This window comes from Amycolatopsis sp. NPDC104587, assembly GCF_055583645.1.
On sequence record NZ_JBVJNO010000009.1, the window covers coordinates 104,830 to 127,160 of the forward strand.

At 71.0% G+C, this 22,331-nt stretch carries 24 protein-coding genes; 14 read left to right on the forward strand and 10 right to left on the reverse strand.

What is annotated here, in order from left to right; translation table 11 throughout:
- The first annotated feature begins 77 nt into the window (after positions 1-77).
- Positions 78-338, forward strand: coding sequence for a DUF3040 domain-containing protein (locus ACZ61C_RS28125; RefSeq protein WP_465310838.1), 261 nt, complete (start codon positions 78-80; stop codon positions 336-338).
- Between the two features lie 235 nt (positions 339-573).
- Here the strand turns inward: ACZ61C_RS28125 and ACZ61C_RS28130 are convergent, their stop codons facing one another.
- Positions 574-6,306, reverse strand: coding sequence for an RHS repeat-associated core domain-containing protein (locus tag ACZ61C_RS28130; protein WP_465310839.1), 5,733 nt, complete (start codon positions 6,304-6,306; stop codon positions 574-576).
- A 292-nt stretch (positions 6,307-6,598) separates the two neighbouring features.
- Between ACZ61C_RS28130 and ACZ61C_RS28135 the strand changes: the two genes are divergently transcribed.
- Positions 6,599-7,012 carry a nitroreductase/quinone reductase family protein gene (locus ACZ61C_RS28135; protein WP_465310840.1) on the forward strand — a complete coding sequence of 138 codons (414 nt, stop codon included), beginning with the start codon at positions 6,599-6,601 and terminating at the stop codon, positions 7,010-7,012.
- A gap of 61 nt (positions 7,013-7,073) precedes the next feature.
- On the opposite strand, the gene ACZ61C_RS28140 is transcribed toward ACZ61C_RS28135, so the two are convergent.
- The 6 genes from ACZ61C_RS28140 to ACZ61C_RS28165 form a co-directional block, all read right to left on the reverse strand.
- Positions 7,074-7,718 carry a DNA-3-methyladenine glycosylase family protein gene (locus ACZ61C_RS28140; protein ID WP_465310841.1) on the reverse strand — a complete coding sequence of 215 codons (645 nt, stop codon included), beginning with the start codon at positions 7,716-7,718 and terminating at the stop codon, positions 7,074-7,076.
- A 103-nt stretch (positions 7,719-7,821) separates the two neighbouring features.
- Positions 7,822-8,964 carry a PP2C family protein-serine/threonine phosphatase gene (locus tag ACZ61C_RS28145; protein WP_465310842.1) on the reverse strand — a complete coding sequence of 381 codons (1,143 nt, stop codon included), beginning with the start codon at positions 8,962-8,964 and terminating at the stop codon, positions 7,822-7,824.
- Positions 8,965-9,102: 138 nt separating this feature from the next.
- A complete protein-coding gene (locus ACZ61C_RS28150; RefSeq protein WP_465310843.1) occupies positions 9,103-10,032 on the reverse strand; it encodes an SDR family NAD(P)-dependent oxidoreductase in 930 nt (309 codons plus the stop codon).
- 10 nt (positions 10,033-10,042) lie between these two features.
- Entirely contained in the window at positions 10,043-10,519 is a 477-nt protein-coding gene (locus tag ACZ61C_RS28155; RefSeq protein WP_465310844.1) for a TspO/MBR family protein, read from the reverse strand.
- Positions 10,516-11,883 carry a TIGR01777 family oxidoreductase gene (locus ACZ61C_RS28160; RefSeq protein ID WP_465310845.1) on the reverse strand — a complete coding sequence of 456 codons (1,368 nt, stop codon included), beginning with the start codon at positions 11,881-11,883 and terminating at the stop codon, positions 10,516-10,518. Before ACZ61C_RS28160 ends, ACZ61C_RS28155 begins: the two co-directional genes overlap by 4 nt.
- Positions 11,884-12,201: 318 nt before the next feature.
- Entirely contained in the window at positions 12,202-13,053 is an 852-nt protein-coding gene (locus tag ACZ61C_RS28165) for a MerR family transcriptional regulator (protein ID WP_465310846.1), read from the reverse strand.
- A 230-nt stretch (positions 13,054-13,283) separates the two neighbouring features.
- Between ACZ61C_RS28165 and ACZ61C_RS28170 the strand changes: the two genes are divergently transcribed.
- Positions 13,284-13,427: a hypothetical protein gene (locus ACZ61C_RS28170; protein ID WP_465310847.1), complete on the forward strand. Its 144-nt coding sequence runs from the start codon at positions 13,284-13,286 to the stop codon at positions 13,425-13,427.
- Between the two features lie 78 nt (positions 13,428-13,505).
- On the opposite strand, the gene ACZ61C_RS28175 is transcribed toward ACZ61C_RS28170, so the two are convergent.
- The gene (locus tag ACZ61C_RS28175; protein ID WP_465310848.1) at positions 13,506-13,682 is read right to left on the reverse strand and encodes a CsbD family protein; all 177 of its coding nucleotides are present in this window, start codon (positions 13,680-13,682) and stop codon (positions 13,506-13,508) included.
- Positions 13,683-13,795: 113 nt separating this feature from the next.
- Here ACZ61C_RS28175 and ACZ61C_RS28180 point away from each other — a divergent pair, with 113 nt between their 5' ends.
- The gene (locus ACZ61C_RS28180; RefSeq protein ID WP_465310849.1) at positions 13,796-15,340 is read left to right on the forward strand and encodes an SMI1/KNR4 family protein; all 1,545 of its coding nucleotides are present in this window, start codon (positions 13,796-13,798) and stop codon (positions 15,338-15,340) included.
- Between the two features lie 68 nt (positions 15,341-15,408).
- The gene (locus tag ACZ61C_RS28185) at positions 15,409-15,918 is read left to right on the forward strand and encodes a hypothetical protein (RefSeq protein WP_465310850.1); all 510 of its coding nucleotides are present in this window, start codon (positions 15,409-15,411) and stop codon (positions 15,916-15,918) included.
- A gap of 109 nt (positions 15,919-16,027) precedes the next feature.
- Here ACZ61C_RS28185 and ACZ61C_RS28190 read toward each other — a convergent pair whose 3' ends face one another.
- Positions 16,028-17,059, reverse strand: a complete 1,032-nt coding sequence (locus ACZ61C_RS28190) for an FAD-dependent monooxygenase (protein ID WP_465310851.1) — start codon at positions 17,057-17,059, stop codon at positions 16,028-16,030.
- Positions 17,060-17,143: 84 nt separating this feature from the next.
- Here ACZ61C_RS28190 and ACZ61C_RS28195 point away from each other — a divergent pair, with 84 nt between their 5' ends.
- The 6 genes from ACZ61C_RS28195 to ACZ61C_RS28220 all read left to right on the forward strand — a co-directional run bounded on the left by ACZ61C_RS28195 (position 17,144) and on the right by ACZ61C_RS28220 (position 19,854).
- Entirely contained in the window at positions 17,144-17,284 is a 141-nt protein-coding gene (locus ACZ61C_RS28195) for a hypothetical protein (RefSeq protein ID WP_465310853.1), read from the forward strand.
- Positions 17,285-17,371: 87 nt separating this feature from the next.
- Positions 17,372-17,683 carry a WhiB family transcriptional regulator gene (locus ACZ61C_RS28200; protein WP_465310854.1) on the forward strand — a complete coding sequence of 104 codons (312 nt, stop codon included), beginning with the start codon at positions 17,372-17,374 and terminating at the stop codon, positions 17,681-17,683.
- Between the two features lie 313 nt (positions 17,684-17,996).
- On the forward strand, positions 17,997-18,179 hold the full coding sequence (locus tag ACZ61C_RS28205) for a YegP family protein (protein ID WP_465310855.1): 183 nt from the start codon (positions 17,997-17,999) through the stop codon (positions 18,177-18,179).
- A 206-nt stretch (positions 18,180-18,385) separates the two neighbouring features.
- A complete protein-coding gene (locus ACZ61C_RS28210) occupies positions 18,386-18,805 on the forward strand; it encodes an ATP-binding protein (RefSeq protein WP_465310856.1) in 420 nt (139 codons plus the stop codon).
- Between the two features lie 100 nt (positions 18,806-18,905).
- Positions 18,906-19,322 carry an RNA polymerase sigma factor gene (locus ACZ61C_RS28215; RefSeq protein WP_465310857.1) on the forward strand — a complete coding sequence of 139 codons (417 nt, stop codon included), beginning with the start codon at positions 18,906-18,908 and terminating at the stop codon, positions 19,320-19,322.
- Positions 19,323-19,683: 361 nt separating this feature from the next.
- Positions 19,684-19,854 carry a hypothetical protein gene (locus ACZ61C_RS28220; protein ID WP_465310858.1) on the forward strand — a complete coding sequence of 57 codons (171 nt, stop codon included), beginning with the start codon at positions 19,684-19,686 and terminating at the stop codon, positions 19,852-19,854.
- Here ACZ61C_RS28220 and ACZ61C_RS28225 read toward each other — a convergent pair.
- On the reverse strand, positions 19,829-20,245 hold the full coding sequence (locus ACZ61C_RS28225) for a hypothetical protein (protein WP_465310859.1): 417 nt from the start codon (positions 20,243-20,245) through the stop codon (positions 19,829-19,831). The genes ACZ61C_RS28220 and ACZ61C_RS28225 overlap by 26 nt on opposite strands.
- Positions 20,246-20,399: 154 nt before the next feature.
- On the opposite strand from ACZ61C_RS28225, the gene ACZ61C_RS28230 reads away from it, so the two are divergent.
- The 3 genes from ACZ61C_RS28230 to ACZ61C_RS28240 all read left to right on the forward strand — a co-directional run bounded on the left by ACZ61C_RS28230 (position 20,400) and on the right by ACZ61C_RS28240 (position 22,052).
- Positions 20,400-20,768, forward strand: coding sequence for a hypothetical protein (locus ACZ61C_RS28230; protein WP_465310860.1), 369 nt, complete (start codon positions 20,400-20,402; stop codon positions 20,766-20,768).
- 119 nt (positions 20,769-20,887) lie between these two features.
- Positions 20,888-21,043, forward strand: a complete 156-nt coding sequence (locus tag ACZ61C_RS28235; RefSeq protein WP_465310861.1) for a hypothetical protein — start codon at positions 20,888-20,890, stop codon at positions 21,041-21,043.
- Between the two features lie 7 nt (positions 21,044-21,050).
- The gene (locus tag ACZ61C_RS28240; protein ID WP_465310862.1) at positions 21,051-22,052 is read left to right on the forward strand and encodes a zinc-binding metallopeptidase family protein; all 1,002 of its coding nucleotides are present in this window, start codon (positions 21,051-21,053) and stop codon (positions 22,050-22,052) included.
- The last annotated feature ends 279 nt before the right edge of the window (positions 22,053-22,331 follow it).

A 22,331-nucleotide genomic window follows, 5' to 3' on the forward strand; every position in this document is an offset into this window, starting at 1 on the left:
TCACCGGTCGGGTGGGAGAAGCCCGTTCGGGTGGGCATTCCCTTCCGTTGCGACTTCGCGCGGCGAGAGAGGTGCCCATGTTTCCCGAGGACGAACGGCGCGCGCTCGAGCGGATCGAAGCCGAGCTCTCGGCCACCGATCCCGCCCTCGCCGACCGGTTCTGCCGGCCGCCCGACAGGTGGCGGTGGTTCTTCGTGCTGCTGGCGGTCACCGGCGTGTGCGCGCTCGTCGTGGGAGTCCTCGTGGGCAGCGGAAGCCTGACGGTGGTGGGGATCGTGACGATCGGCGTGCTCGCCGTCGAGCACTTTTCCCGGCGGCCCGGCAAGCCTGACGGGTGACCTCGGACCCCCACCCCCGCCGGCGATCAGGTCCAGGCTTCGAACCCCGCCGGCGGCCGCACCTCGATCGGCACGCCGATCGCGACCCAGCTCATTCCCCGCCAGGACGTGGTGCTGCACTTGAACCACAAGCAGATGGGCGTCGGCGGCGACAACAGCCGGGTCCTCCCCCGCACCGGGCGAAGGGCCGGCAGGACGACCACCGTCCGGATGCCGCGCCAGGCGGATCGAGCCGTCAGGAGAACGGGGAACGGCCGACGGAGTTCCCGACGGCGCCGGGCGACGGCGGGGGGTCGTCGATGATGTTGACGTAGCGGTACGCCTGGTAGTTGCCGTTCGCGTGGCTGTCGAGGGTGGCGTCGTTGATGTTGGCCGTGGCGCGCTTCACCGGGGTCGCGCCGAACGAGTAGTACTCGAAGTTCCCCTTGTCGTCGAGCCACTTGTGGAACAGCAGGACGTGTTCGGTGGTCGAGTTCAGGATGTCCCCGGCCTGGAGCTCGGAGCGGTCGATCTTCTCACCGTAGTAGGGCAGCGTGTAGGTGCTCGCGCTCCAGCTCAGGTGCCAGGCCATCGAGACGTACCCGGAGCAGTCGCGGCGGTAGACGCGCCCGTCACCCGGCCCGGGTGAAAACCCGTTGTCACCGGGGGCGAAGTGGTCCGGGTCGTAGTACGGCCCGGGCTTGTGGTCGACCCAGTACTGCGCCCGGGCGATGATCTCCGACCGGGTGATCTTGACCTCGTTCTCGGGGTCGCACTTGTTGCCGTCCGCCTTCTGGCAGTCCAGGCCGGTGCGGTCGACCTGGTTCACCGGGTCGTTCGCGGCGTAGGCGTACCGGTTGAGGCCGACGGTGGCTTCGCCGTCGATGGTGGGGTCGGGCGAGATGAACCGGCCGAGCTGGGGGTCGTAGTAGCGGGCGTTGAGGTACACCAGCCCGGTCGTGTCCTGGCGTTCGGCGATGAAGCCGCGCGCTTCGAAGGGCAGCGTCCCGCCGGCCGACAGGACCTCGCCGAACGGCCGGTACTTCTTGCGGTGGACCTCCACCCCCGCCGCGTCGGTCTCGGCCTGCACCGAGCCCTGGACGTCGGTGTGCACCCAGTACTTCGTCCCGCCGTCGACCCGGGCCACCGGCGTGCCCTCGATCGAGACGTACTTGGTGGTCGTGCCGGCGGTGACGTTCACCTCGTAGTCGACGCCGAGGTAGCGGCGGGTGACCCCGCCCTCGACCGCCTGGAGGCGGGTGTCGTCGGCGTCGTAGGTGTAGGTCGACGTGACCCCGTCCTTGACGACCGAAGCGAGCAGCCCGTCGCCGTTCCAGGTGAGGGTGCGGCCGGCGCCGGAGGTCATGTTGCCCGCCGCGTCGTAGGTGTAGGTGCTCCCCCCGGCGGTGGTCACCGCGTGCGGGCGCGCCGGATCGTAGGCGTAGGCACCGGTCCGGGAGTTCGACGCGATGTTGCCGGTCGCGTCGTAGGTGAGGGACTGGTCGTTCGCCGGGCCGGCGTCGTCGGTCGCGCTGGTGAGCCGGCCGCCGTCGTCGTAGGTGTAGGTCCAGCTCTCGTCGGGGAACGGACTGGTGACCTTGGTGATGTTGCCGCTCGCGTCGCGGGTGAACTCGTTGTCCTGCACGACGTTCGGGCCCGACTTCGTCTCGATGCCGGTGAGCCGGCCGCGTTGTGGGTCGTGCGGACGGGTGGTCGTGGTGCCGTTGGCGTTGGCGATCGCCGTGACCTTGCCGTCGGCGTTGTAGGTCGCCGAGGTGACGTAGCCGGGGATCGCCGTGAGCCGGCCCGCGCTGTCGTAGCGCAACGGCGCCGCCGCGGTCCCCTGCGTGTCCCCGTCGGGGTAGGTGGTCCACAGCTTGCGGTCGCCCGCGTCGAAGCCGTACCGGAACTCGTAGCTCGTGCCGCCCACGGTCCGCACGGTCTTGACGGTGTGGCCAAGGACGTCGTAGTCGAACGTCCGGGTGCCGGCCGCGTCGGTGTTCGCGGTGACCTTGCCGAGGTTGGCGTAGCCGGCGCGGACCTGGTCGTAGGTCCAGGACACGGTCGCGGCGACCGCGGTGCCCGCGTTGGTGGTCTTGGTGGTCTTGCGCCCCAGCTTGTCGTTGGTGAACGTCGTGCGCTGGTTGTTCGCGTCGGTCTGGGCGACCGCGCGGCCGGCGTCGTCCCACTCGTAGGTGGTGACGCCCTTGTCCGGGTCCGCCACCTTCGTCTGCCGCCCGAACGAGTCGGTGGTGTAGGTGATGACGGCCCCGGCCGGGTCGGTGGACTTCGCGAGGTTGCCCCGCAGGTCGTAGACGTACCGCGCGGTCACGGGCGTGCCGCCGGCCGTCTCCTGGCGCTCGGCGCGCTTGCCGTAGGCGTCCAGGCGCTCGGTCGTGGCGTGGCCGTTCTCGTCGGTGCTGGTGGTCGACCACGGGGCGTAGCTCTTGGTCTGGACCGCACCATCCGGCAGCGTGGTCCTGGTCGCCCGGTCGAGCCCGTCGTAGGCGGTGAGCGTCGGGTACGTCACCGGCTGCGCGGTGCCCGCGACCCAGTAGTAGGGCGCGGTCTTCGACGCGACCTGGCCACGGGCGTTGTACACCGAATCGACGTGGATGTCCCCGGTCGCCGCGTCCGGGCCCTTCGCCACGGTGCGGTACGGGCGCTGCAGGCCGTCGACGTAGCGGCGGCTCCACCGCGGCGCGTTCGTCCCGTCCGCGGCCGGCGTCTCGACCTGCTCGTACTGCTTGGCCGGATCGCCGACGTCCACCCACTCGTGGCGTTCGAACTTGCCGCCGGGCTGGGTGGTTTCGGCCGCCCGGCACAGCGCGTCGTAGGTCACCGTGGTCGCCTGCCGGTTGAGGTCGTTCACCCGGGTCGGCGTCCCGCAGACGGGATCCCACGTCGCGTCGACCGGCTGGGACAGCGCGTTGGTCTCCACGGTCTGGAACACGTGGTACGTCGGGTCGTAGCCGAGCGTGGTGCGCCCGCCGAGCGCGTCGACCTCCGCGGTGAGGTTGCCCCACGCGTCGTACTCCTTGCCGGTCCCGACGAACGCGTCCTGGGTCGACAGCCACTGCGCCGACGACGTCGCGTAACCGGCCGCGGGAGCCTGGTCCCACGCCGCGCCGTCGTACCCGGTGCGGGTTTCGGTGAGCTTCGTCCCGCCCGCGCCGGCACCCGCGACGACCTTGACCGAGGCCGGCTTGTTCACGATGTAGGCGGCCGTGTTGGGCACGAACGTGGTCACCGTCGTGCGTTCGTCACCCGCCTGCTCGTCGTCGCCGGTCTCGATCTGGGTCACCACTTCGCCGTAGGCGTTGTACGCCCGGCTCGTGGAGGTGCGCTTGCAGTCCGCGCCGGGGCAGACCGCGCTCCTGCCGGTGTAGGCGGTTTCCGTCGTGCCGGTCGGCAGCACCGTCCTCGGCACGGTCGTGCCGTTGGTGGCGTAGTCGGTGGCCGTCGAGCTCAGCAGCGCGCCGTCGCCACCGTGGTTCTCGACGCGTTCCGGCTGACCGATCGCGGCGAGGTCCTGGCGGAACGTCGTGTCGACGTACGGGCACTGCGTCTCGCCCGCGTTGCAGGGCTTGGTTTCCCGCTGCGTGCGGAACCCGAGGAACGTGCGCTCCGGGTGGTTGTAGGCCCCGCCGGAGTAGCTGTAGTTCGTGGTCGCGGCGCCGCCCGGGCCGGGGTTGTCGGTCACCGCGGACACCGTCTGGGTGAGCGGTGGGTTGTTCGTGTTCGCCCACGCCGACGACGGCTGGTAGCTCACCGTCGCCTTGTCCCCCCACTCGTTGGTCCGGGAGGTCAGCACGTCGGTCGCCGCGCCGCCCATGTTCCAGACGTGGCGTCCCGTATTGAGGCCGATGTTGGTGCGGTAGAGCTCCACCATCTCCGTGCGCATGTCACCGTTGACGTCCATTTCGAGGAAGTCGCTGGTGCACTTGCCCTTGCTGCAGGAGTAGGTGCCCATCGTCGGGTCGCTCGCGCCGGGTGTGAAGCCGGAACCGGTGGACAGCCAGATGTCGCGTTTCGTCGACGCCCCCAGGAATCCCGGGGAGAGGGCGACCATGTCCATCCGGTGGTCGCCGTTGACGTCCATCGCGAGCTGCTTGGACGTCTCGGCGTAGGCCATGCTCGTGTCGGTGGCGCCCAGTTTGTAGCCGTAGCCGGTGGACAGCCACGTCCGGCGGGTGTACGTGCCGAGCAGCGGGTAGAGCTCGACCATGTCGACTTTGTCGTCGTCGTTGACGTCCATCATCAGGAACCGGCTGCCGGCGCCGTTGGCGTTCTGCTGGCTCCAGGAGATGCCGGTGTCGGCCGCCCCGGAGACGAAGCCCGTGCCGGTGGACAGCCAGATGTGCCGGTTGCCGGCGCCGAAGAGCGCGGGCGACAGCTCGACGAAGTCGGTTTTGCCGTCACCGTTGACGTCGGCGGCCTCGAACTGCCGGTCCGCGTCGTAGGCGATACCGGCGTCGTTGGAGGCGAGCGAGAAGGTGGTGCCGTCCGAAAGCCACGTCGCACGGCAGAAGTTCACCGGGAAGATGCCGCAGGAATACAGTTCCAGGACGTCGGCCTTGCCGTCGCCGTTGACGTCCATCGGGAGGAAACGCGCGTTCGCGTCGTTGCGCCCCTGGGCCGCGCCGGTCGAGCCCGCGGTGAAGCCGGTGCCGGTGGACACCCACAGCTGCCGCGCCATGCCCAGGCCGGAAGGCGAGAACTCGAGCAGGTCGGCCTTGCCGTCACCGGTGAAGTCGCCGGGCAGGTAGCGCGCGTTCTGGTTGAGCGACGTCGCCCCTTCGGTCGACGCGAGCGTGAAGTCGGTGCCGGTGGACAGCCACGTCTTGCGTTGGTAGGACCCGAAGTTCGGCCACAGCTCCAGCATGTCGGTCTTGCCGTCGCCGTTGATGTCCATCGGGAAGTCCTTGGCGTCGTCGCTGGCCCCGGTGAACGCCTTGTTGTCGGCGCCGGAGACGAACGCGGGCGCGCCGGCCTGGTAGGTCGCCGTCACGGGTGGCATCGCGGTGCCGCCCGTGACGGTGCCGGCGGCGTCCAGGACGGCGTCGGTGCCGAACTGCTGCACGGCCGACAGCAGTGACCGTCCCGTCGCGTCACTGGTGGCGTAGGTCAGCTTGTACGCGCGGACCCGGCTGCCGCTGACGCCCACGTCGATGGTCTTGATGCGGCCCTGGACGGTCCGGATGCCGCCGTTGCCCATCGCGCGCAGGTCGGTGTCGGTGCGCTGCTCGTAGCGGAACTTGATCGTGGTCCCGTTGTAGGTGACCGAATCGAGGTACTCCCAGCAGCACGCGAACTGGTCGGCCGCCCAGTTGTAGGTGACCGTGTTGCCCTTCGTGTCGACGACCTGGCTCAGGCCCCACCGGGAGACGAGATCGGTCCCGGCGGACAGCACCGGCGCGTAGACGCGCTTGACGCCGTCCTTCTCGGTCAGGGTCCACCGGCCGGCGGCCCCGGCGCCGGTCAGCGCGAACTTCCGGAAGGACTCGTTCTTGGTCGCGTGCGTCCCGCCCGAGGTGCAGCTCGGGCTCACGCTGCCGGCGACGCAGGGCACGAGCTCCTCGCCGTCCGCGAGGTAGACGTCCGAGGCGTCGTACTTGGGGGCGCCCTTGCCGGGCCCGGTCCGCTCGATCTCGCTGAGGCCGCTCAGCGTCCAGCCGACCCCGGCCAGCCCGTTGAGGGCGGACGAGTCGTAGGCCAGGGAGAACTGCGGGGTGATGTCGTGGAAGGCCGGGACCCGGATCGCGATCGAGTCGGTGAACGTGCCGTTCCCGTCGACCCGCCACGACTTGTCGGGCACCTGCGGCTCCGGCGTCTTGGCGACGTCGGCGAGCGAGGTGCGCTCCTTGTCCTTGGCCGGCCCGCCATCGGCCGGCGCGGTCACCGCCCCCGCCGTGCTCACGCTGCCGGCCAGCAGCACGACGACGACCAGAAACCCGCGCAGCGCGCGGCCGACCCCTACCGACCTCATGGCCTGACCCCCAGGCACTCGGAGCGGACGGGCTGGCCGTCCGGACGACTGCGCCGCGCGGCCTTGATCCGTCGGCTTGATCGGCTTGAGAGTACATCGCAGTCCGTGCACTTGAAAGGGGTTGTGTCACGACAGAGCTACGGATCGCTACCTCGCCCGTGGCATCTCGATCACGCACAGTCAGTAGTCGACCAGCCGCGGTGCGAGCTGCTTCACTCGGGACCGGTCCCCGGCACGGTGCGCTAGGAACGGGACGGCCGTCCCCGGCCGCCGGCAGTGTGGAAAGGAAGCCATGCCCGATTTCAACGAGGTGAACCCCGCGGTCATCGCCGAGTTCCGCGCCAACGGCGGCGAGGTCGGCGGCCCCTTCGCCGGTGACACCCTCATTCTGGTGCACCACTTCGGCGCCCGGTCGGGCACCGAACGCGTTTCGCCTCTGGCCTGCTACTCCGAGGGCGAGCGCTTGTTCGTCTTCGCCTGCAAAGCCGGCTTGCCCGAGAACCCGGCGTGGTACCACAACCTGATGGCCCACCCCGAGGTCACGGCCGAGCTGGGCGACGAGACGTTCCCCGTGCGCGCCAAGGAGATCAAGGGCGCGGAGCGCGACGAGATCTACGCCAAGAACGTCGCGCAACGACCCCAGTTCGCCGAGTACCAGGCCAACGTCACCCGGCTCATCCCGGTCGTCGAGCTGGTCCGCCGCTAGCCGGCGAAACGCCAGGTCGTGGATCCCCGCCGGCTGCGGACGCACCCGGGTTCCCCCGGTGCTATCGGGGAGCTTTCCGACGTGCCAAGTAGTGGTGCCACACCAGCATCGTTCCGATGGTGCGGTACGGGGCCCACTCGCCGGTCGCCGCGGCGACCTCGGTCGCAGGCGTGCCGCGAGGGAAGCCTTTGAGCGTCTTGAACCCGTTCACCGCCGCCAAATCGCCCATCGGGAAGAGATCGAGACGGTGCAGGACGAGAATCAGGTAGACGTCGACGGTCCAGTTGCCGATGCCCTTCAGTCTGACCAAGCGTTCCCGGATCGCGTCATCGGGCAAGGTGGCGAGTTCGGCGAGATCCAGGTTCCCGTCGGCGATCTCCTGAGCCAGTCCTCGCACATAGCCGATCTTCTGGCGGCTGAAATACGTGGCGCGCAGCTCCTCGTCGCTGAGCGCGAGGACGTTCTCCGGCGTGATCGTGCCGATTCGGTCGCGGAGCTTTTCCAGTGCGGCCTTGGCCGACGCCAGGGACACCTGCTGTTCGAGGATGAACCACACGAACGACTCGAAGGTGTTGGCGCGATCCCAGAACTCCGGGTAGCCGTACTCGCCGACGATCCGGGCCAGGTCGGGATCGTCGGCCGCCACCTTGTCACACAAGCCGGGCAAATCGGCGCCGGTGAACGTCCGGATCGTCAGGTCGGTCATGGGCACAGTCTTCACCTGACGCACCGGAGCCCGCTTCTCGGCTGAAGAGCGGACGAAATCTCCGACGTTGGTTCGTTGACGTGAACGGGGCCGGCCGACCGCGTCAGGGCTGGTGCCGGTACAGCAGCAAGGCGGTGTCGTCCGGCAGGAACGTCTCGGGCTGGATCGCCAGCAGGGCGTCGGCGACCGTGTCGACGTTCTCGCCGCCCAGCTCCGCGAGCAGCGCGCCGGCGCGGTCGATGCCGTCGTCGATGTACTGGCGCCGCGCCTCGACCAGGCCGTCGGTGTACAGCAGCAACAGCGAACCGGCCGGCAGCAGCACGCTGGCCTGAACGCGCGCGCCGCGGGCCGGCACCCCCAACGGCGTGCCCACCGCCTCGCCGAGCCGTCGGTGACCGCCGGCGCCCGGGACGCTCAGCAACGCCGGCGGATGCCCCGCCGACGCGTAGTCGAGATGACCGGTGCGCACGTGCACCACCGCGCAGAAGACGGTGGTGCAGAACGCGCCTTCCAGATCGGCGGCGAACGTGCTCAGCGACGTCAGCGTCTCCGCCGGACCACGGTTCTCCAGCAACAGCACCCGCGCGGCGCTGCGCAGCTGCCCCATCACCGTCGCCGCCTTCAGGCCCTTGCCCACGACGTCGCCCACCATCAGCGCGCACCGGTCCCCCGGCAGCGGGACGACGTCGTGGAAGTCGCCCCCCACGACCAGCAACGGGGCCTCGTCCGGGCGGCGCGAAGCGTCGTCGTGGGCCGGCCGGTAGCGCACCGCGATGTTCGCGGGCAGGTCGTGCGTGGGGCCGAGCATCGCGTGCTGCAGAGCGAGCGCGATCTCGGCGGTGCGGCGCCGCTCGCGTTCACGGTCGAGCTCGTCCTCGGTCCGGGAGGTGATGTCGGTGATCACCATCGCGACCAGCCGCTCCGAGCCTTCGCCGTCGAGGGCGAAGGCCGCGACCTCGAGGTCACGGCCGGTCTTCTCCAGGCGCTGGACGCGGCGGACCGTGCGGCCCGTGCGCCAGACCTGCTCGTACAGGGCGTCCCACGGGGCGGACTCCTCGGGCGGCAACCGCTCGCTGACCGCATCACCAGAGGGATCGGCCATGCCGGTGTGCACGACTACCGCGCTGTTGGCGTACACGCACACGAAGCCCGCTGGTGTGTCGCGGCGCATCACGACAACGCCGTAGGGAGCGCGGTCCAGCACCTCCCGGCTCCACCGGTGCTCGAGCCCTTCGCTCGCGCTCACGCCGGAAAGATCCCGGTCGCGCACCCGTGATCGCTCACTGAGTACACCATGGCGAAACCTCGCAGCTCGTGGACCGGCCATGACCGGGAAGCTGCCTGCTGAACTTCGCCGTCGCGGACTCTACGGGAGATCGACCGTTCACCGCTCGACGGCGTCCAGGCAGTACCGCAGCAGGCTCTCCACCTCGGAGGCGGACGCGTGGGTGTGCGGGAGCAGGTGCCGGGGGCGTTCGCGGCGGTCGTGCCAGAACCGGCCCGTCGGTGGGGCGGGCCGGGTCGCGCCGAGCCAGATCGCGGTGTCGGCGCCCTCGTCGGGCGTGCGCAGCAGCGGCCCGACGAGCCGCCGGAAGGCCGGCAGCGAGGTGGCGAGCCCGGGGGTGTCGGCCCAGCCGGGGTGGAGGCTGTGCACGCCGATGCCGTCCGCGCGCCAGCGCTCGGCGAGCAGCGGCGTCAGTTCCACCTGCATGCGTTTCGTGCGCGCGTAGGCGGTCGCACCCCGGTAGCGGCCGGTGAGGTACTCCGGGTCGTCGACGGCGAGGGACTGCGTGTACATCCCGCCGGAGGACATCAGGATCACCCGCGCGTCCGCGGACGCGCGCAATGCGGGGCGGAGCAGCTCGGTCAGCAGCAGCGGCCCGAGCACGTGCGTGGCCAGCGTGACTTCGTGCCCGTCCACGCTTTCGTCCCGTCGGGGCGGCAGCACACCGGCGTTGTGCACGACGATGTCCACGCGCGGCTCCCGGGCGGCGAACTCGCGCACCGACGCGAAGTCGGCCAGATCGCACCGGGCGGTTCGGACCTTGGCCTCCGGCACCGCGGCACGGACGCGGGCGAGCGCGTCTTCACCGCGCCCGAGGTCGCGGACGACCAGGACGACCTCGGCACCCAGCCGGGCCAGTCCTCTCGCGACAGCTTCGCCGAGGCCTGAGCTCGCCCCGGTCACCAGGGCCACCCGGCCGCGCAGTGCGTCCGGAGGCGGGTCGGCGGCCGGCCATGTCCGGCGGCGCAGCAGGTAACCCGCGCGCGAGTAGCCGAGGACCACGGAACGGTCGAGGAGGGTGTCGATCACGGCAGTCCGATCAGTTGAGCACGACGATCGCGGCGTTGAGCGACGTCGCGAAGAGGGTCCACGCAAGGTAAGGCAGCTGGAGCACCGCGGCGGCCGGCGAGCGGCGGCGGAACACCAGCGCCGTCCCGGCGATCACGAGATCCAGCGCCACGATCTCCACCAGGGCCACGGTGTAGGCGCCCGCGGCGAAGAACAACGGCGTCCACGCCGCGTTGAGCACGAGGCCGGCCGCGTACCAGGCGAACTCGCGCCGCGTGCCGCCCGCGCGCCAGAACAGCCAGCCGGACAGGGCGATCAGGAGGTAGAGCACGGTCCACACCGGACCGAACAGCCAGCCGGGCGGCGCCCACGGCGGCTGGTTCAGCCCGTCGTAGACGGCCCGCGACCGCGTGGCCGCGAAGCTGCCGACCGCGGCGACCACCGCCACCACGGCGACGAAGCCGGCCAGCACGACGGGCGCGGGAGCCGAACGGTGCACGGTCGTCATACCGGTTCTCCCACGGTCGGGCGCTCGGCCGGGGCACTCGCCCGGCCGAGCAGATGGGCGAGTGCGTCGTCGAGCCGCGGGTGCCGGAACACGTGCCCGGCTTCGATCAGCCGGCCCGGTCGCACCCGCTGGTCGGCGAAGGCCAGTTCGCGGGCGCCGTCGCGGCCGAGCACCAGCTCCGGGCCGAACCGCGGCACCTTCAGCACCGCCGGTCGCGCGAGGACCCGAGCCAGCACCCGGGTGTAGTCGGCGTTGCGGAGGGGCTCCGGGCTCACCGCGTTGACGACGCCTTCGAGCGTGCGATCGGTGAGCGCGCGCAGGTAGACGTCGGTCAGGTCGTCGAGGCCGATCCACGGTGTCCACTGCCGGCCCGCGCCGAGCGGCCCGCCCAGCCCGGCCGCGAACAGCGGGTACTGCAGCCGCAACACGCCACCGCGCGGGCTGAGCACCAGCCCGGTGCGCACCCGGACGACGCGGATCCCGGCGCCGGCCGCGGGCTCGGCGGCCGCCTCCCATTCGTCGACGACGCCGGCCAGGAACCCGTCGCCGCGGGCCGTGTCCTCGCCCAGCACTTCGTCTCCCCGCTCGGGGCCGTAGTAGCCGACTGCGGACGCCGAGACGAACACACCGGGCCCGTCGGGCGTGCGGGCGGCCAGTTCGGCGAGCGCCCGGGTCGGGCCGAGCCGGCTGTCGCGCACGGCGCGCCGGTGGCGCCCGTCGAACCGCCCGGCCACCGAGGCCCCGGCCAGGTGCACCACCGCGTCCACCCCGGTGAGCAGCTTCTCCTCGGGATCCTCCGGCCGCCACGTCCGTTCGTCGGGGGTACGGGCTTCGCGGCGGACCAGGCGGATCACGCGGTGGCCGCCGGTGGTCAGCAGCGCGGTCAGCGCCGAGCCGACGAGCCCGCTCGCGCCGGTCACCGCGACGGTGAGCGGCTCGTGCCAGTACCGCCGCTGCGCGGCGAGGTCCTCGGCCAGCTGCCGGTGGCGGTAGGCGAACATGGCCCGCAGGAACGCCGCCGGCAGCGGTGTCTCGACGCGGTCGGTGACAACCGTGCGGTCGGGTCCGTCGGCCTCGAACCGATGGGTGTGCCGCCAAGGCAGCACCGACGCCAGCACCGGGGTGGCGAGCCGGTCGACGAACTGGTGCGGCGGCCGGTAGCCCGCGGCCTGGTGCGCCGCGGCCCAGCGAAGGCCGCCGGGAAGGACGAGCGCGGCCGTGCCGTCTCGCAGCGAGTCCGCTTCCGAGCCGACTCGCACCGGCTGCCACGGCGGGGTCAGCCGCGTGATCGCCCCGGGCAGGCCGTGCCAGGCGAACACCTCGTCCAGCGGGGCCGGCACCACGGCGGAGAACTCCGCGCTCATCGACACCTCCGATGCACATTCGACTCAAGGACGGGTTTCACGGTAGTCATTCACCGCGAAATCTGCCGATCCAGGACGCATTCTTCGATTCATCTTCGATGCAAGCACATACGGAGACTCTCCGGCGACACCGCGCGCCACAACGGACCGCCCGGATCGGGCTGCTCGTCGCCTCCCCTGGCCTGCATCCTCACTGACCGGATCTGCCTGAGCCTGCGCTGGGCCGACCGCAGCATCGAGGAAACCCGGGGCTCGGGAACGGAAGCGGCGGTGACGCCGCCTCGTGAACCCTGCCTGGTCGTCATCGGCGCCCCGGGGTCAGCCGCCGAACCCGGCCAGCGCCGCGGTGAAGGACAGCGGCAGGGGCTCACCCACCGTCGGCAGCCCCCGCCAGCCGGGGCCGGCCGGACGCACCGGCACGCCTTCGCTGTGCAGAACCCGCAAGATCCGCACGTCCGCGGACTGCGCCGTCATCGACCAGACCACCACGTCGCTCGGCGCGAACCGGCCGGTGACCACGCGCAGGACGTCGAGCGGCACCAGGCCACCCAGGAACATCGCCGGCGCCCCGTCGTCGTTCAGCGCGGCGCTGAGCATCTTGACCGGCAGCTCGTGGCGCTCCGCCGGGCCGCAGACGAAGACGACCGGGGAAAGACCGGCCCGCCCCGGCGCCGGCGCCGGGTACCGGTCCACCGCCCCGGAAGCCGCCGCCGCCAGCGCCCATTCCGCGGCCATGGCGTTCCGGTCACCATCGCGCGCCCACCGCTCCCCGATGGCGCGCAGCACCGGCGCGACGACGTCGGTCCACGTCTTCGCCACCCCCAAGCTGCCGAGCGCGTCGTCGACCAGACCGCCCATGGTGGCCAGGTCGAGCTGCTCCGCCGTCTCGGCGAGCCGGCGCCGGCGCTGCCCGGCGGTCACCCCGGCGGCCGAGCGCTCCAGCACCAGCCGCGCGGCGTCGCCCGCGCTGGTCCCCTGGGCCTGCAGAGCCCGCATCCGCCGCAGCCGGTCGACGTCCTCGAGCGTGTACCGGCGCCGGCCGTTGGCTTCCCGCTCCGCGGCGCCGATCCCGTACCGCTGTTCCCAGGTGCGCAGCGTCACCTGCGACACCCCGAGTGTCCGAGCCACCTCGCTCGAGCTGAAGAACCGCGTCCCGGCGGTGTTGCCCATCCGGCCTCCTCGTGGAGGCGTATTGAATCACGAAGTGGCCGTGTCACCCGTCGACCGGCACCGCACCCCCGGTCAGCGTCCCGAGCCGAAGATCGTTGTGGGCGTCGCCCGGCGCTCGGCGGCTTCCACAACCGACCAGCGCAGGGGCGCGTAAGCCGAGGAGTCGTTCGAGATCGTCACGGCCACCGCCGGCAGCGGCGGGGAACTGGATCCCGCCGTAGCGGCTGCCCATGCCCGAGCCCCGGAAAACGAAGGTGGCGGTGATCTCCGCCGAGGTGCAGACACCGACGGCCGATACCGGCCGCTCGTCGTCGATGACCCGTTGGATCCGGCAGCAGGCCGCCCCGCCCCACGATCCGGCAAACCGGCAGTGACCGGCGTCACGGCAGCCGACCGGAACCGGAAGTCCGCGATCGATTCGCGGAGACTCCCGGGTCCCGGACGACCAGGCGTCAGTCGAGCACGCTCTTGACGGCGTCCTTGACCTTCTCGCCCGCTTGCTTGACGTTCGCTTTCCCCTGCTCGGCCCGGCCTTCCGCCTGCCACTGCTCGTTGTCCGTGGCCTTGCCCACGGCTTCCTTCGCCTTGCCCTTGAGCTCTTCGGCCTTGTTCTCCAGCTTGTCGTTCACGTTTCCTCCCACGTCCGGTGTCCTGGAGCTGCTACCCGGTAACGCCCCTCGCCAATCCGCCACCTGGATCACCGGCGCCCGGGTCTCGCTGCCCCGTGCTAGCGTCGCCCGGCATGGATTTCGACCGGGTTGCGCACATCATGGCGACCGCCCTGCGTGAGGGCGCGGGCGAAAGGGAAGCCGTGCTGCGGGTGCGGGTCGCCGGCGGGCTGGCCATCGACGCGTGGAGCCCGGCGAAGGAGTGGGTGCGGACCGGTGACCTGAGCGGCCTGTTCGGCTCGCGGCCGGGAACGTACGAGCTGCACTTGAGCGCGGACGGCGCGTACCACCTCACCGCCGGTGGGGCGCTCGCCCCGGACGAGGACGGCTGGCTCGTGTTCGACGACCGCTTCCGCTACCCCAACCACCCGCGCCCCGGGCTCCGCCGTCCCCCAGCGGCCGATCCGGTCGGAGCGCCGACGGACCCCGCCGTGCTCGCGGAGATCACCCGGTTGTGCGCCGAGTTCGCGCGGCACTACGAGCGTGTCAAGGGCCACACTCCCCCGTGGCCGTCCGGCCGCACCGAAGCGGACCTCGCGGCGGCGGAAAGACGCATCGGCGTCCGCCTGCCCGACGACCTGCGCGCGCTGTACCGCGTGGCGGACGGTGATCCTGAGCAAACCGGCCTGCTGGGTCCTTATTCGTGCACCCCGCTGAACCGCGTGCTCGCCGAATACCTCGAAGGCTCGCCCGGCTCATACGGCTGGGAAGACAGCGTCACCGACTCCGGCGTGGTGTTCGAGACCCCGCCGTTCGGTCACGTCAAACGGTTTTCCCGCAGCGACTGGTGGCTCACCTTCGGCGGTGACCGGGCGATGAACCACCTGTGCGCGGATCTTGATCCCGGCCCTTCGGGTCGCGCCGGTCAGGTCCTGGAGTACGGCCGCGACATCCACGGCCCGCTGCGCTGGGTCGCGCCCTCGATCACCGCGATGCTGACCGAGGTCGTCGACGCGCTGCGCGCGGGCCGGTACGAGGACTACGCGGGCGAGGTGTTCCTCGACCCGGAGGTTTCGTTGCGCGACAACATGTTCCGCGAGCACAGCGAGGTGCTGAACGTCCCGGTGCTCGGTGACCTGGCCACGCACGAGATCGCCGGGCGTGAGCTGGTGCAGCAGCTGTACGTCAACGACGCGGACACGCTCGACCTCACCGTGTTGCAGGGGTTTCCGAACCTCCGTGAGCTGCGGATCAACCGCGCCACCCACGTCACCGGCGACCTGTCCCCGTTCCCGGCTCTGGAGGCGTTGACGATCGAAGCGGACCGCGCCGACCTGGACGCGCTGGCCGGGCACCGTCTGTGGCGGCTGGAAGTCAAGGGGCTCAAGCATTCCGTGGACGTGGCGCAGCTGGCGGCCCTGCCGAGCCTGATCCACGTCGACGTTCGCGGGGTCGAAGTGGCCGGGCTGCACCGGATCGCGCACCAGCGGCACGTCCGGGTCCTCGGCGTCGATCCGGCGCAGCTCGCCTCACTCCTCGAATCCGGCGCCCCGCTTCCCTCGCTGGCGGCGCTGCACGTCGATCGCCGAACGCCGCTGGCCGAGGCCCGGGCGCTCTGGGGCCGCTTCGCTCCGGACGTGACGCCGCCGTGGCACGCGGAGACCAGCGGAGCCGTGTAGGCGGTTGAGGACGGCGAGTTCGGGGTACCTGCGCAGTCCGCTCACCTTCCGCACGACCGAGGACGATCATGTCGGAGTCGACCACGCCCGAACCCTCGCCGGCCGAGCTGCGCGCACTGGCTGCGGACGCCGAAGCGCTCGCCACCCGGACGGCGCAGGTCGCCGCCCGGTTGCAGACCACGCCCGACGACAGCCTGCACCGGCTCGCCCGGCCCGTCGCCAAGGCGACCCACGACCTGAGCGACTACACCGACGAGCTCTCCCGGACCGCCGAGAGCCTCGCCCGGGTCCGCGTTTCCCGCGATCCCGGCCTGTGCGACGTCCCGTGGGGCATCTGCCCGGCCCACGGCGTCACGCTGCGCGCCGGCGGCGACCGTGCTTGGTGCGCCGCCCCCGGTTGCGACCGCGAGTGGGACTACGACCGGCTCCACACACCCTGCGCGGAACCGGCAACCGCGATCGTCACCGACGAAGACGGCGCGACCGGCAAACTGTGCGCGATCCACGCGCGAGACGCCGGCGACCGGCTGGCCGGCTGCACCATCTCCGATCTGGGCCACCAGGCGCCGGCCGGCTGACGCGACCTCGGTCGTCTTTCGGCACCGGCAGCCGGCACCTCGGCGGACATCGATGTGTCGACAACGGGCTTCGGGGACCGCCGTCGCAGTGTCGTCACCCCCGCCGTGTTCAGGCTCGCCTGCCCGTGTGGGAGGGGTAGTCGGGCAGGGTGATGACGTCGACCGGCGGTGCCGTGGTGCGGATCCGGTTCAGGACCTTGCCCGCGGGCCCGGCGAGGACACGCAAGCCGGCCTGCAGCAGCGCGCGCTGCCACGCGGTGTGCGGATGTCCGATCCGGGGCATGACGGCGGCCTGGGCGCGGTCGGTCTGCGGGCGCAGGATGTGTTCGTAACGGGTGAAGGCCGCGGGAACGTCGTGCGGAGTGGCGGCCAGCTCGCCGGCCAGGACATAGGCACCGGCCAGCGCGTTCGTGGTGCCGGTGCCGAACGGGCCCGCGCACCAGGCGGCGTCACCGAGCACCGCGACCCGCCCGTGGTGCCAGGCGGGGAGGCGGACCTGGGTGATCTGGTCGACGTAGAGGGGCGCGTCGTCCAGGGCGGCGAGGATCCGCGGGGCCTGCCAGCCGACGTCACGATAAGTCGCCCGCAGGATCGCGGTGATGCTGCCGGAGTCGAGCTGGTCGAGACCGCGCAGGCCGGTGCGCAGGGTCAGCATGGCCCGGGTGGTGCCGACGTTGTCGGGCCGCAGGTGCACCAGGCGGCCGTGCCCGGCCACGTGGATGCGCCACTGGCGGTCATCGTCGGCGGTGCGCGGGATCGTGGCGTAGGCGAAGAGAAGCCCGAGCTCGTGCAGCGCCGGTTCCGGAAAGACCAGATCACGACTCCGCGACCGTGAGCCCTCGGCGATGACGACGGCGCCGAACCGGCGCCCGGCGCCGTGCGCGAACTCCACGTCGACACCACGGTCGCCGTCGTGCAGGGCGGTGATCCGGTCGCCGAAGACGTACTCGACCGCGTCGGCGGAGTGCTCCCGGAGCAGCCGGGCGAGCTGTCCGCGCAGGATCTCCAGTTCCGCGGTGGGGCCGGTGTCCGCTTCACCGCCGCCCGCGGGGAACCGGGCGTAGGCGCGGCCGTCGGCGTCGACGAAGGACTGGCCGGTTTCGCTGGTGTGGTGGCGGGCGACGGAGTCGTCCAGCCCCATGCGACGCAGTACGGTGCGCCCGACGCCTCGGATGTCGATGTTCTGCCCCCCCCGTCGCGCAGGTGCCCGGCGCGCTCGACGACGGTGACGTCCCATCCTGCCGAGGCCAGCCAGGACGCGGCGGCCGGTCCGGCGATGCTCGCGCCGGACACCAAGATGCTCGGGATGCTCATCCCGGGCGCGTACCCGGTCACCCGCCCGGCAACACCGCACCCGCGCGGGTGATCTTCGCGAAAGCCCGGTTCACCCGGCAAGCACCGGGTAGTCCTCCGGTCAGCGGCCGGCCCGGCCGTCGACGGAAGGGATTGCCCGATGACCGATGTGAGCCGTCTGCCCGCCGTCGTCGCCGAAAACTGGGACTGGCAGATACGCGGAGCGTGCCGCGGCATGGACGCTGCGGTCTTCTTCCACTTCGACAACGAGCGCGGCTTCGCCCGCCGAAGCCGCGAACAGTCGGCCAAGGAAATCTGCTCGAGCTGCCCGGTCCGGGCCGAGTGCCTCGAGCACGCCATCTCGACCGAAGAAACCTACGGCATCTGGGGCGGCGTCGGTGAAGACGCACTGCGCCGGCTGATCGCCGCCAAACGACGCTCATCCGGACCGGTCACCCCGCCCGCCGGGTGACCCGGCCGGTGGTAGTTCGAACACCCCGTTCTCGACGGACAACGGACGCGGTGGGGGGCGCTGACTTCACGTCCCCAAGCCGGGATTCCCGCTCGCGCACGTTCGAAGCGGTACCGGTGCAGGAGAAGGCGCGCCTCCTGAGCCTTCGTCGACCGTGACGTCGTTGACGCGTGCCACCGGTTCGCTTTGACGTGCCGGGTGGCCGACTTCGCCGTCCCGGTCGACTGCGCTCTTCGACCGCGGGTTACGGCCGTTCTCCGTGGGGTAACCCGATCGTGTCCGAGCACGATCAGGCGCCCCCTAAGGAGCGACCATGGCGGGAAAGTTCGAGGTATACCAGGACAAAGCCGGTAAGCACCGCTTCCGCTTGAAGGCGGGCAACGGCGAGGTCGTCGCCTCTGGCGAAGCCTACGAGACGAAGGCCGCCGCGAAAGCCGGCTGTGAGGCTGTGCAGCGCGCCGCGGACGGCGCGGCCATCGTCGAAGTCGAAGCCTGAGCCGGCGCCAGGCCGGTTGGGCAAGACAAGTCCGCCGGCGGACACGGAACCGCGAGTGCGCTGTCCCACTTCCGTCGGCGGCCGGCGGCGACCACCGTCCTCCGCGAAGAACCTGCTCCGCTCGTCAGGTGTTTCGGCTTCCAGGCGTGGGTATCCGACCTCCACGGACCTCGACCGGCGGGGCCGCAACAGCTACTGGGAGTCCAATGTCGACTGGGTACGCGAAGGTGACGAACGACCAGACCGAGACCCTGGTGCTGGACGTCGAGGACGATCTTGCCGAGCTGTCGTGGGTTCGGCGCTGGGCGCGATCCGCGCTGGGCGACCTGCCGGAGCAGGACGTGGTCGAGGCGGTCATGGTCCTGGACGAACTGGTGTCCAACGCGCTTCGGCACGGGACACCACCCCGTCAGGTGCGGTTGCTGCGCCGGTCGAACTGGCTCCGCGTCGAAGTCGACGACTCGTGCTTGGATCCCGCGTGCCCGCGTCCGCCGTCGGAAACGGGCGGCCGTGGACTCGCCCTCGTCGAACGGTGCTCGGTCGCCTGGGGTCAGGACCAGCGCGGTACGGGAAAGACGGTCTGGGCGGAAGTCGTTCCCACCGCACAACCGGCTCCCGAGGGCTGAACCTCGTCGGCGGTGTTTCGGGCACCGCCGCGATGGGCACCTCCACCCGCGCCAGGCTTCAGCAGCGAGGCCCCGGGAGGAAACTGTGCCATCGTCCGTCTTGACCGCTTCTCCCCACGAACCGGTCGACGCACCTCTGCTCGCTTTCGAACGCTTCGTCCGCCTCAACCACGTCACCGTGTTCCGGCTGGTCGCCTGTCTGCTGGGCGACGCCGTGGAGGCCGAGTCAGTCACCGAAGAGCTGTTCGTCGCGCTGTGGCGCCGGCAAGGTCGCGATCCGAGTGTCACCGATCTTCTGTGCGACGCGGTCGACCGCTGCGTCGACCGCCCGGCTGCGACGTTGTTGCTCGGCGTGCTGTGTCGTGTCGGCCGCCTCGACCGGACGGCGTGGCTGCTCCACGATGTCCTCGACTTCCCCACCGCGAGGACGGCCGAGCTGCTCACCGTGACCGAGCCGGATCTGAGGGACGGACTCCGGCGGGCACGGCTTGCGCTGAGCCGAGTCCTGGCACCGTGACCGCCGGCCCGTCCGGGAACCGGCCGTGCGAACACGATCCAGCCGCCGCGTGGGACGACCGCGAGGGAGCGAGCGCACCGTGCCCCGGTTGTGCCGCGCTGCGGGCCGAGATCGTGAGGCTCCGCCACTGCCTGAACCTGATCGCCGCCGCCGACGTCCGGCCGGCGCCCGGTCTCGTCGACCGGATCATCTTTCGGATCCGGTCCGCGGGATGACCGGCGATGCGACGGCTTCGTCCGAAGACGTCGCTTTGTAGCACAGCGTCAAACTCGCACTGCGGTCGCGGCCGGGATCTTCAACCGCTATCTTGACCCCTCGACGGCTGGCGTATCCGCCACCGGTTCCCCAGGAGGAGCATCCGATGGTCAACGCCGGCTACTACGCGGGCTGGGGCACCTTGAGCCTGATCAACGCGGGACTCGCCCAGAGCAAGAACCGCAGCGGCCTGGTGTGGTTCCTGCTGTCCCTCTTGCTCGGGCCGATCGCGACGTTCTTGATCGTCTTCCTCAGCCCCGCGCCGGCAAAGGCCTGACGGAAGCCCCGCGCGCTCGAGCCGATCGGCCACTCCCGGTGGGCGCGGGGATCGACGTCACCCGAACCGGGCCGTCATGCTCGTCGAACTCTTCGACGCCGAGCATCGCGCGCACCAGAGGGCGGGCAGCCGGGGCCATGCTGACGCCACGGGAATCGCACTGCAGCAGTGGAAACCGGAACCAGAACGCTCCGCACCACCAGTTGACCTGCCGTACCAGCAGCCGGTCGACGTCCGAAACGGCGTGCCAACCCGGGGTGGACATCCGGGCGAGCAGCGGCCGGGCTCGGGCGGGCAGCTGTCCCATCAGCTCGGCCAAGTCGTTCCGGACGTCTTCGCTGTCAGCCCAGTCTCGCCCGCCGGTCTCGTAGTTCACCGTCTCGTATTTCATCCGAATCGTTCCCCCAGCCGCAGCGCTCGGTCATTCGGTGCCAGAGTGCCCACGAACCGCTCGTTTCACACGACCACCTTCAGGCCTTCCGTTTGTGCTGCAGCGCGCCGGGTACACCCCGAATCCGGGTGCCAGGCCGAAGGAGCGTGCCGCGATGACCGCCATTTCCGTCCTGCGCGTCGCGGCCGGAGAGCTGCCGTCGGGCGCTGCGGCCCGCCGGCTGGCAGCCGAAGTGTTCGCGGACGTTTCAGCCGCCCGGCACGTCGATCTGTTGCTGCTCGTGGACGAACTCGTGACGGACGCACAGCGCCACGGCGGACGGCTGCGGGAGGTGTACCTGTGCCGGTTCGACATGCCGACGACCGCCCACATCGAGGTGATCTCCACTCCGCCGGCCGTGCCACGCCGCAATGCGGCGGAGTCGGACGATGCCGCGCTCGGCCGGTTGATGCTCGACGAGCTGGCGGCGGCCTGGGGCGTCCAACGCGAGGGCGACGACTGGATGACGTGGGCGGAAGTGTGAGCCGTCGTCACCACCGAGTGAAAACGAGTGTTTGGACAACCCCCGCCGAGGGCATCCCGGCCGCGAGGTCGGCCGCCACCAATCCCGGTGGCGAACCTCGGGAAAAGGAGTTCTCCACCGTGATCGTTCTCGGCGTCATCCTGATCGTCCTCGGGTTCCTCATCAGCATCCCCGTGCTGTACACGATCGGCATCGTGCTCGCCGTCGCCGGCGTCGTGCTGGCCATCCTCGGCGGCACCGGGCGCAAGATCGGCGGCCGCGCGCACTGGTTCTGAGGCCGAAGTGCACACGTTCACGTGCCCGGAATGCGCCAACCTGCTGTTCTTCGAAAACGACCGGTGCGTGGTCTGCGGAACTGCCGTTTGCTACGACCGCCAGAGCCGCGCAATGGTCAAGACCGTCGAGTCCCACCCGTGCGCGAACGCCGACCGGGCCGGGTGCAACTGGACCGCCGTCGAGGGCGAGCTGTGCGACTGCTGCGCCTTGACGAGAACCCGGCCCGACGACGGCGAAACCGCCGCCCGCAGCGCTTTTCGCAGCGCCGAAGCGGCCAAGCGCCGGCTTCTCCACCAGCTTGACGATCTCCGCCTGCCGGTGGTCGACCGCACGGTCGACCACCGGCACGGCTTGGCGTTCGACCTGCTGTCCAGCGCCGGCCGCCCGGTGACGACCGGGCACGCCGACGGAGTCGTCACGATCGACCTCGCCGAGGCCGAGGACAGCCACCGCGAAGCCCTCCGCGCCCGGCTCCACGAGCCGTACCGCACACTGCTCGGGCACTTCCGGCACGAAGTCGGGCATTGGTACTGGGAAAGGCTGATCGCGGGCCGCCCCGCGCTGACGGAGTTCCGGCAGCTGTTCGGCGACGAACGCGCCGACTACCAGCAAGCCTTGGCCGACCACTACGCGAAGCCGCCCGGCCGCGACTGGGCAGACAGCCACATCAGCCACTACGCGGCCGCGCACCCGTGGGAAGACTGGGCGGAGACCTTCGCTCACCTGCTGCACATCCGCGACACCGTGCAAACCGCCGCGGCACTGGGAGTGCTCGTGGCGGGCAGCCCGATCGAGCCGCACCAGGCGACGTCGGTCGACGCCGTCCCCGAGGACCACTTGGACGACCTCGACGGCCTGCTGGAAACCTGGGTCCCGTTGTCCCGTGCCCTCAACCAGCTCAACCGCAGTATGGGCAAGGAAGACCCCTACCCGTTCGTCGTTTCCGCTCCCGTCCACGCCAAGCTGCGCTTCGCCGACGACGTGATCGTCGCGCAGCGAAGCCGGTGAGGCAGATCGGCTGGCATCACCCGCAGGGGTGGCTTCACCGGAACGGCGGTTGAACTCTCCGCCGGCGGGTTACAGATGATCAAGCAGTCAGGCGAGGGGCGTGGCTGCGAAGAGGGGAATCAGGGGAGCGGAGGCGCGGGGAAACGTCGCCGCAGCAGTGGGGGGGGGGGGGGGGGGGGGGGGGGGGGGGGCGGGGGGGGGGGGGGGGGGGCGGGGGGGGGGGGGGGGGTGGGGTGGGGCTTTGCGGGGGGGGGAGGGTGGGGGGCGCAGGCGCGCGGG

Coding starts and splice junctions, on each gene's coding strand:
- ACZ61C_RS28125 (WP_465310838.1), top strand. CDS start 78: ATGTTTCCCGAGGACGAACGGCGCGCGCTCGAGCGGATCGAAGCCGAG.
- ACZ61C_RS28130 (WP_465310839.1), bottom strand. CDS start 6,306: ATGAGGTCGGTAGGGGTCGGCCGCGCGCTGCGCGGGTTTCTGGTCGTC.
- ACZ61C_RS28135 (WP_465310840.1), top strand. CDS start 6,599: ATGCCCGATTTCAACGAGGTGAACCCCGCGGTCATCGCCGAGTTCCGC.
- ACZ61C_RS28140 (WP_465310841.1), bottom strand. CDS start 7,718: ATGACCGACCTGACGATCCGGACGTTCACCGGCGCCGATTTGCCCGGC.
- ACZ61C_RS28155 (WP_465310844.1), bottom strand. CDS start 10,519: ATGACGACCGTGCACCGTTCGGCTCCCGCGCCCGTCGTGCTGGCCGGC.
- ACZ61C_RS28160 (WP_465310845.1), bottom strand. CDS start 11,883: ATGAGCGCGGAGTTCTCCGCCGTGGTGCCGGCCCCGCTGGACGAGGTG.
- ACZ61C_RS28165 (WP_465310846.1), bottom strand. CDS start 13,053: ATGGGCAACACCGCCGGGACGCGGTTCTTCAGCTCGAGCGAGGTGGCT.
- ACZ61C_RS28170 (WP_465310847.1), top strand. CDS start 13,284: ATGCCCGAGCCCCGGAAAACGAAGGTGGCGGTGATCTCCGCCGAGGTG.
- ACZ61C_RS28180 (WP_465310849.1), top strand. CDS start 13,796: ATGGATTTCGACCGGGTTGCGCACATCATGGCGACCGCCCTGCGTGAG.
- ACZ61C_RS28185 (WP_465310850.1), top strand. CDS start 15,409: ATGTCGGAGTCGACCACGCCCGAACCCTCGCCGGCCGAGCTGCGCGCA.
- ACZ61C_RS28190 (WP_465310851.1), bottom strand. CDS start 17,059: ATGGGGCTGGACGACTCCGTCGCCCGCCACCACACCAGCGAAACCGGC.
- ACZ61C_RS28200 (WP_465310854.1), top strand. CDS start 17,372: ATGACCGATGTGAGCCGTCTGCCCGCCGTCGTCGCCGAAAACTGGGAC.
- ACZ61C_RS28205 (WP_465310855.1), top strand. CDS start 17,997: ATGGCGGGAAAGTTCGAGGTATACCAGGACAAAGCCGGTAAGCACCGC.
- ACZ61C_RS28210 (WP_465310856.1), top strand. CDS start 18,386: ATGTCGACTGGGTACGCGAAGGTGACGAACGACCAGACCGAGACCCTG.
- ACZ61C_RS28220 (WP_465310858.1), top strand. CDS start 19,684: ATGGTCAACGCCGGCTACTACGCGGGCTGGGGCACCTTGAGCCTGATC.
- ACZ61C_RS28225 (WP_465310859.1), bottom strand. CDS start 20,245: ATGAAATACGAGACGGTGAACTACGAGACCGGCGGGCGAGACTGGGCT.
- ACZ61C_RS28230 (WP_465310860.1), top strand. CDS start 20,400: ATGACCGCCATTTCCGTCCTGCGCGTCGCGGCCGGAGAGCTGCCGTCG.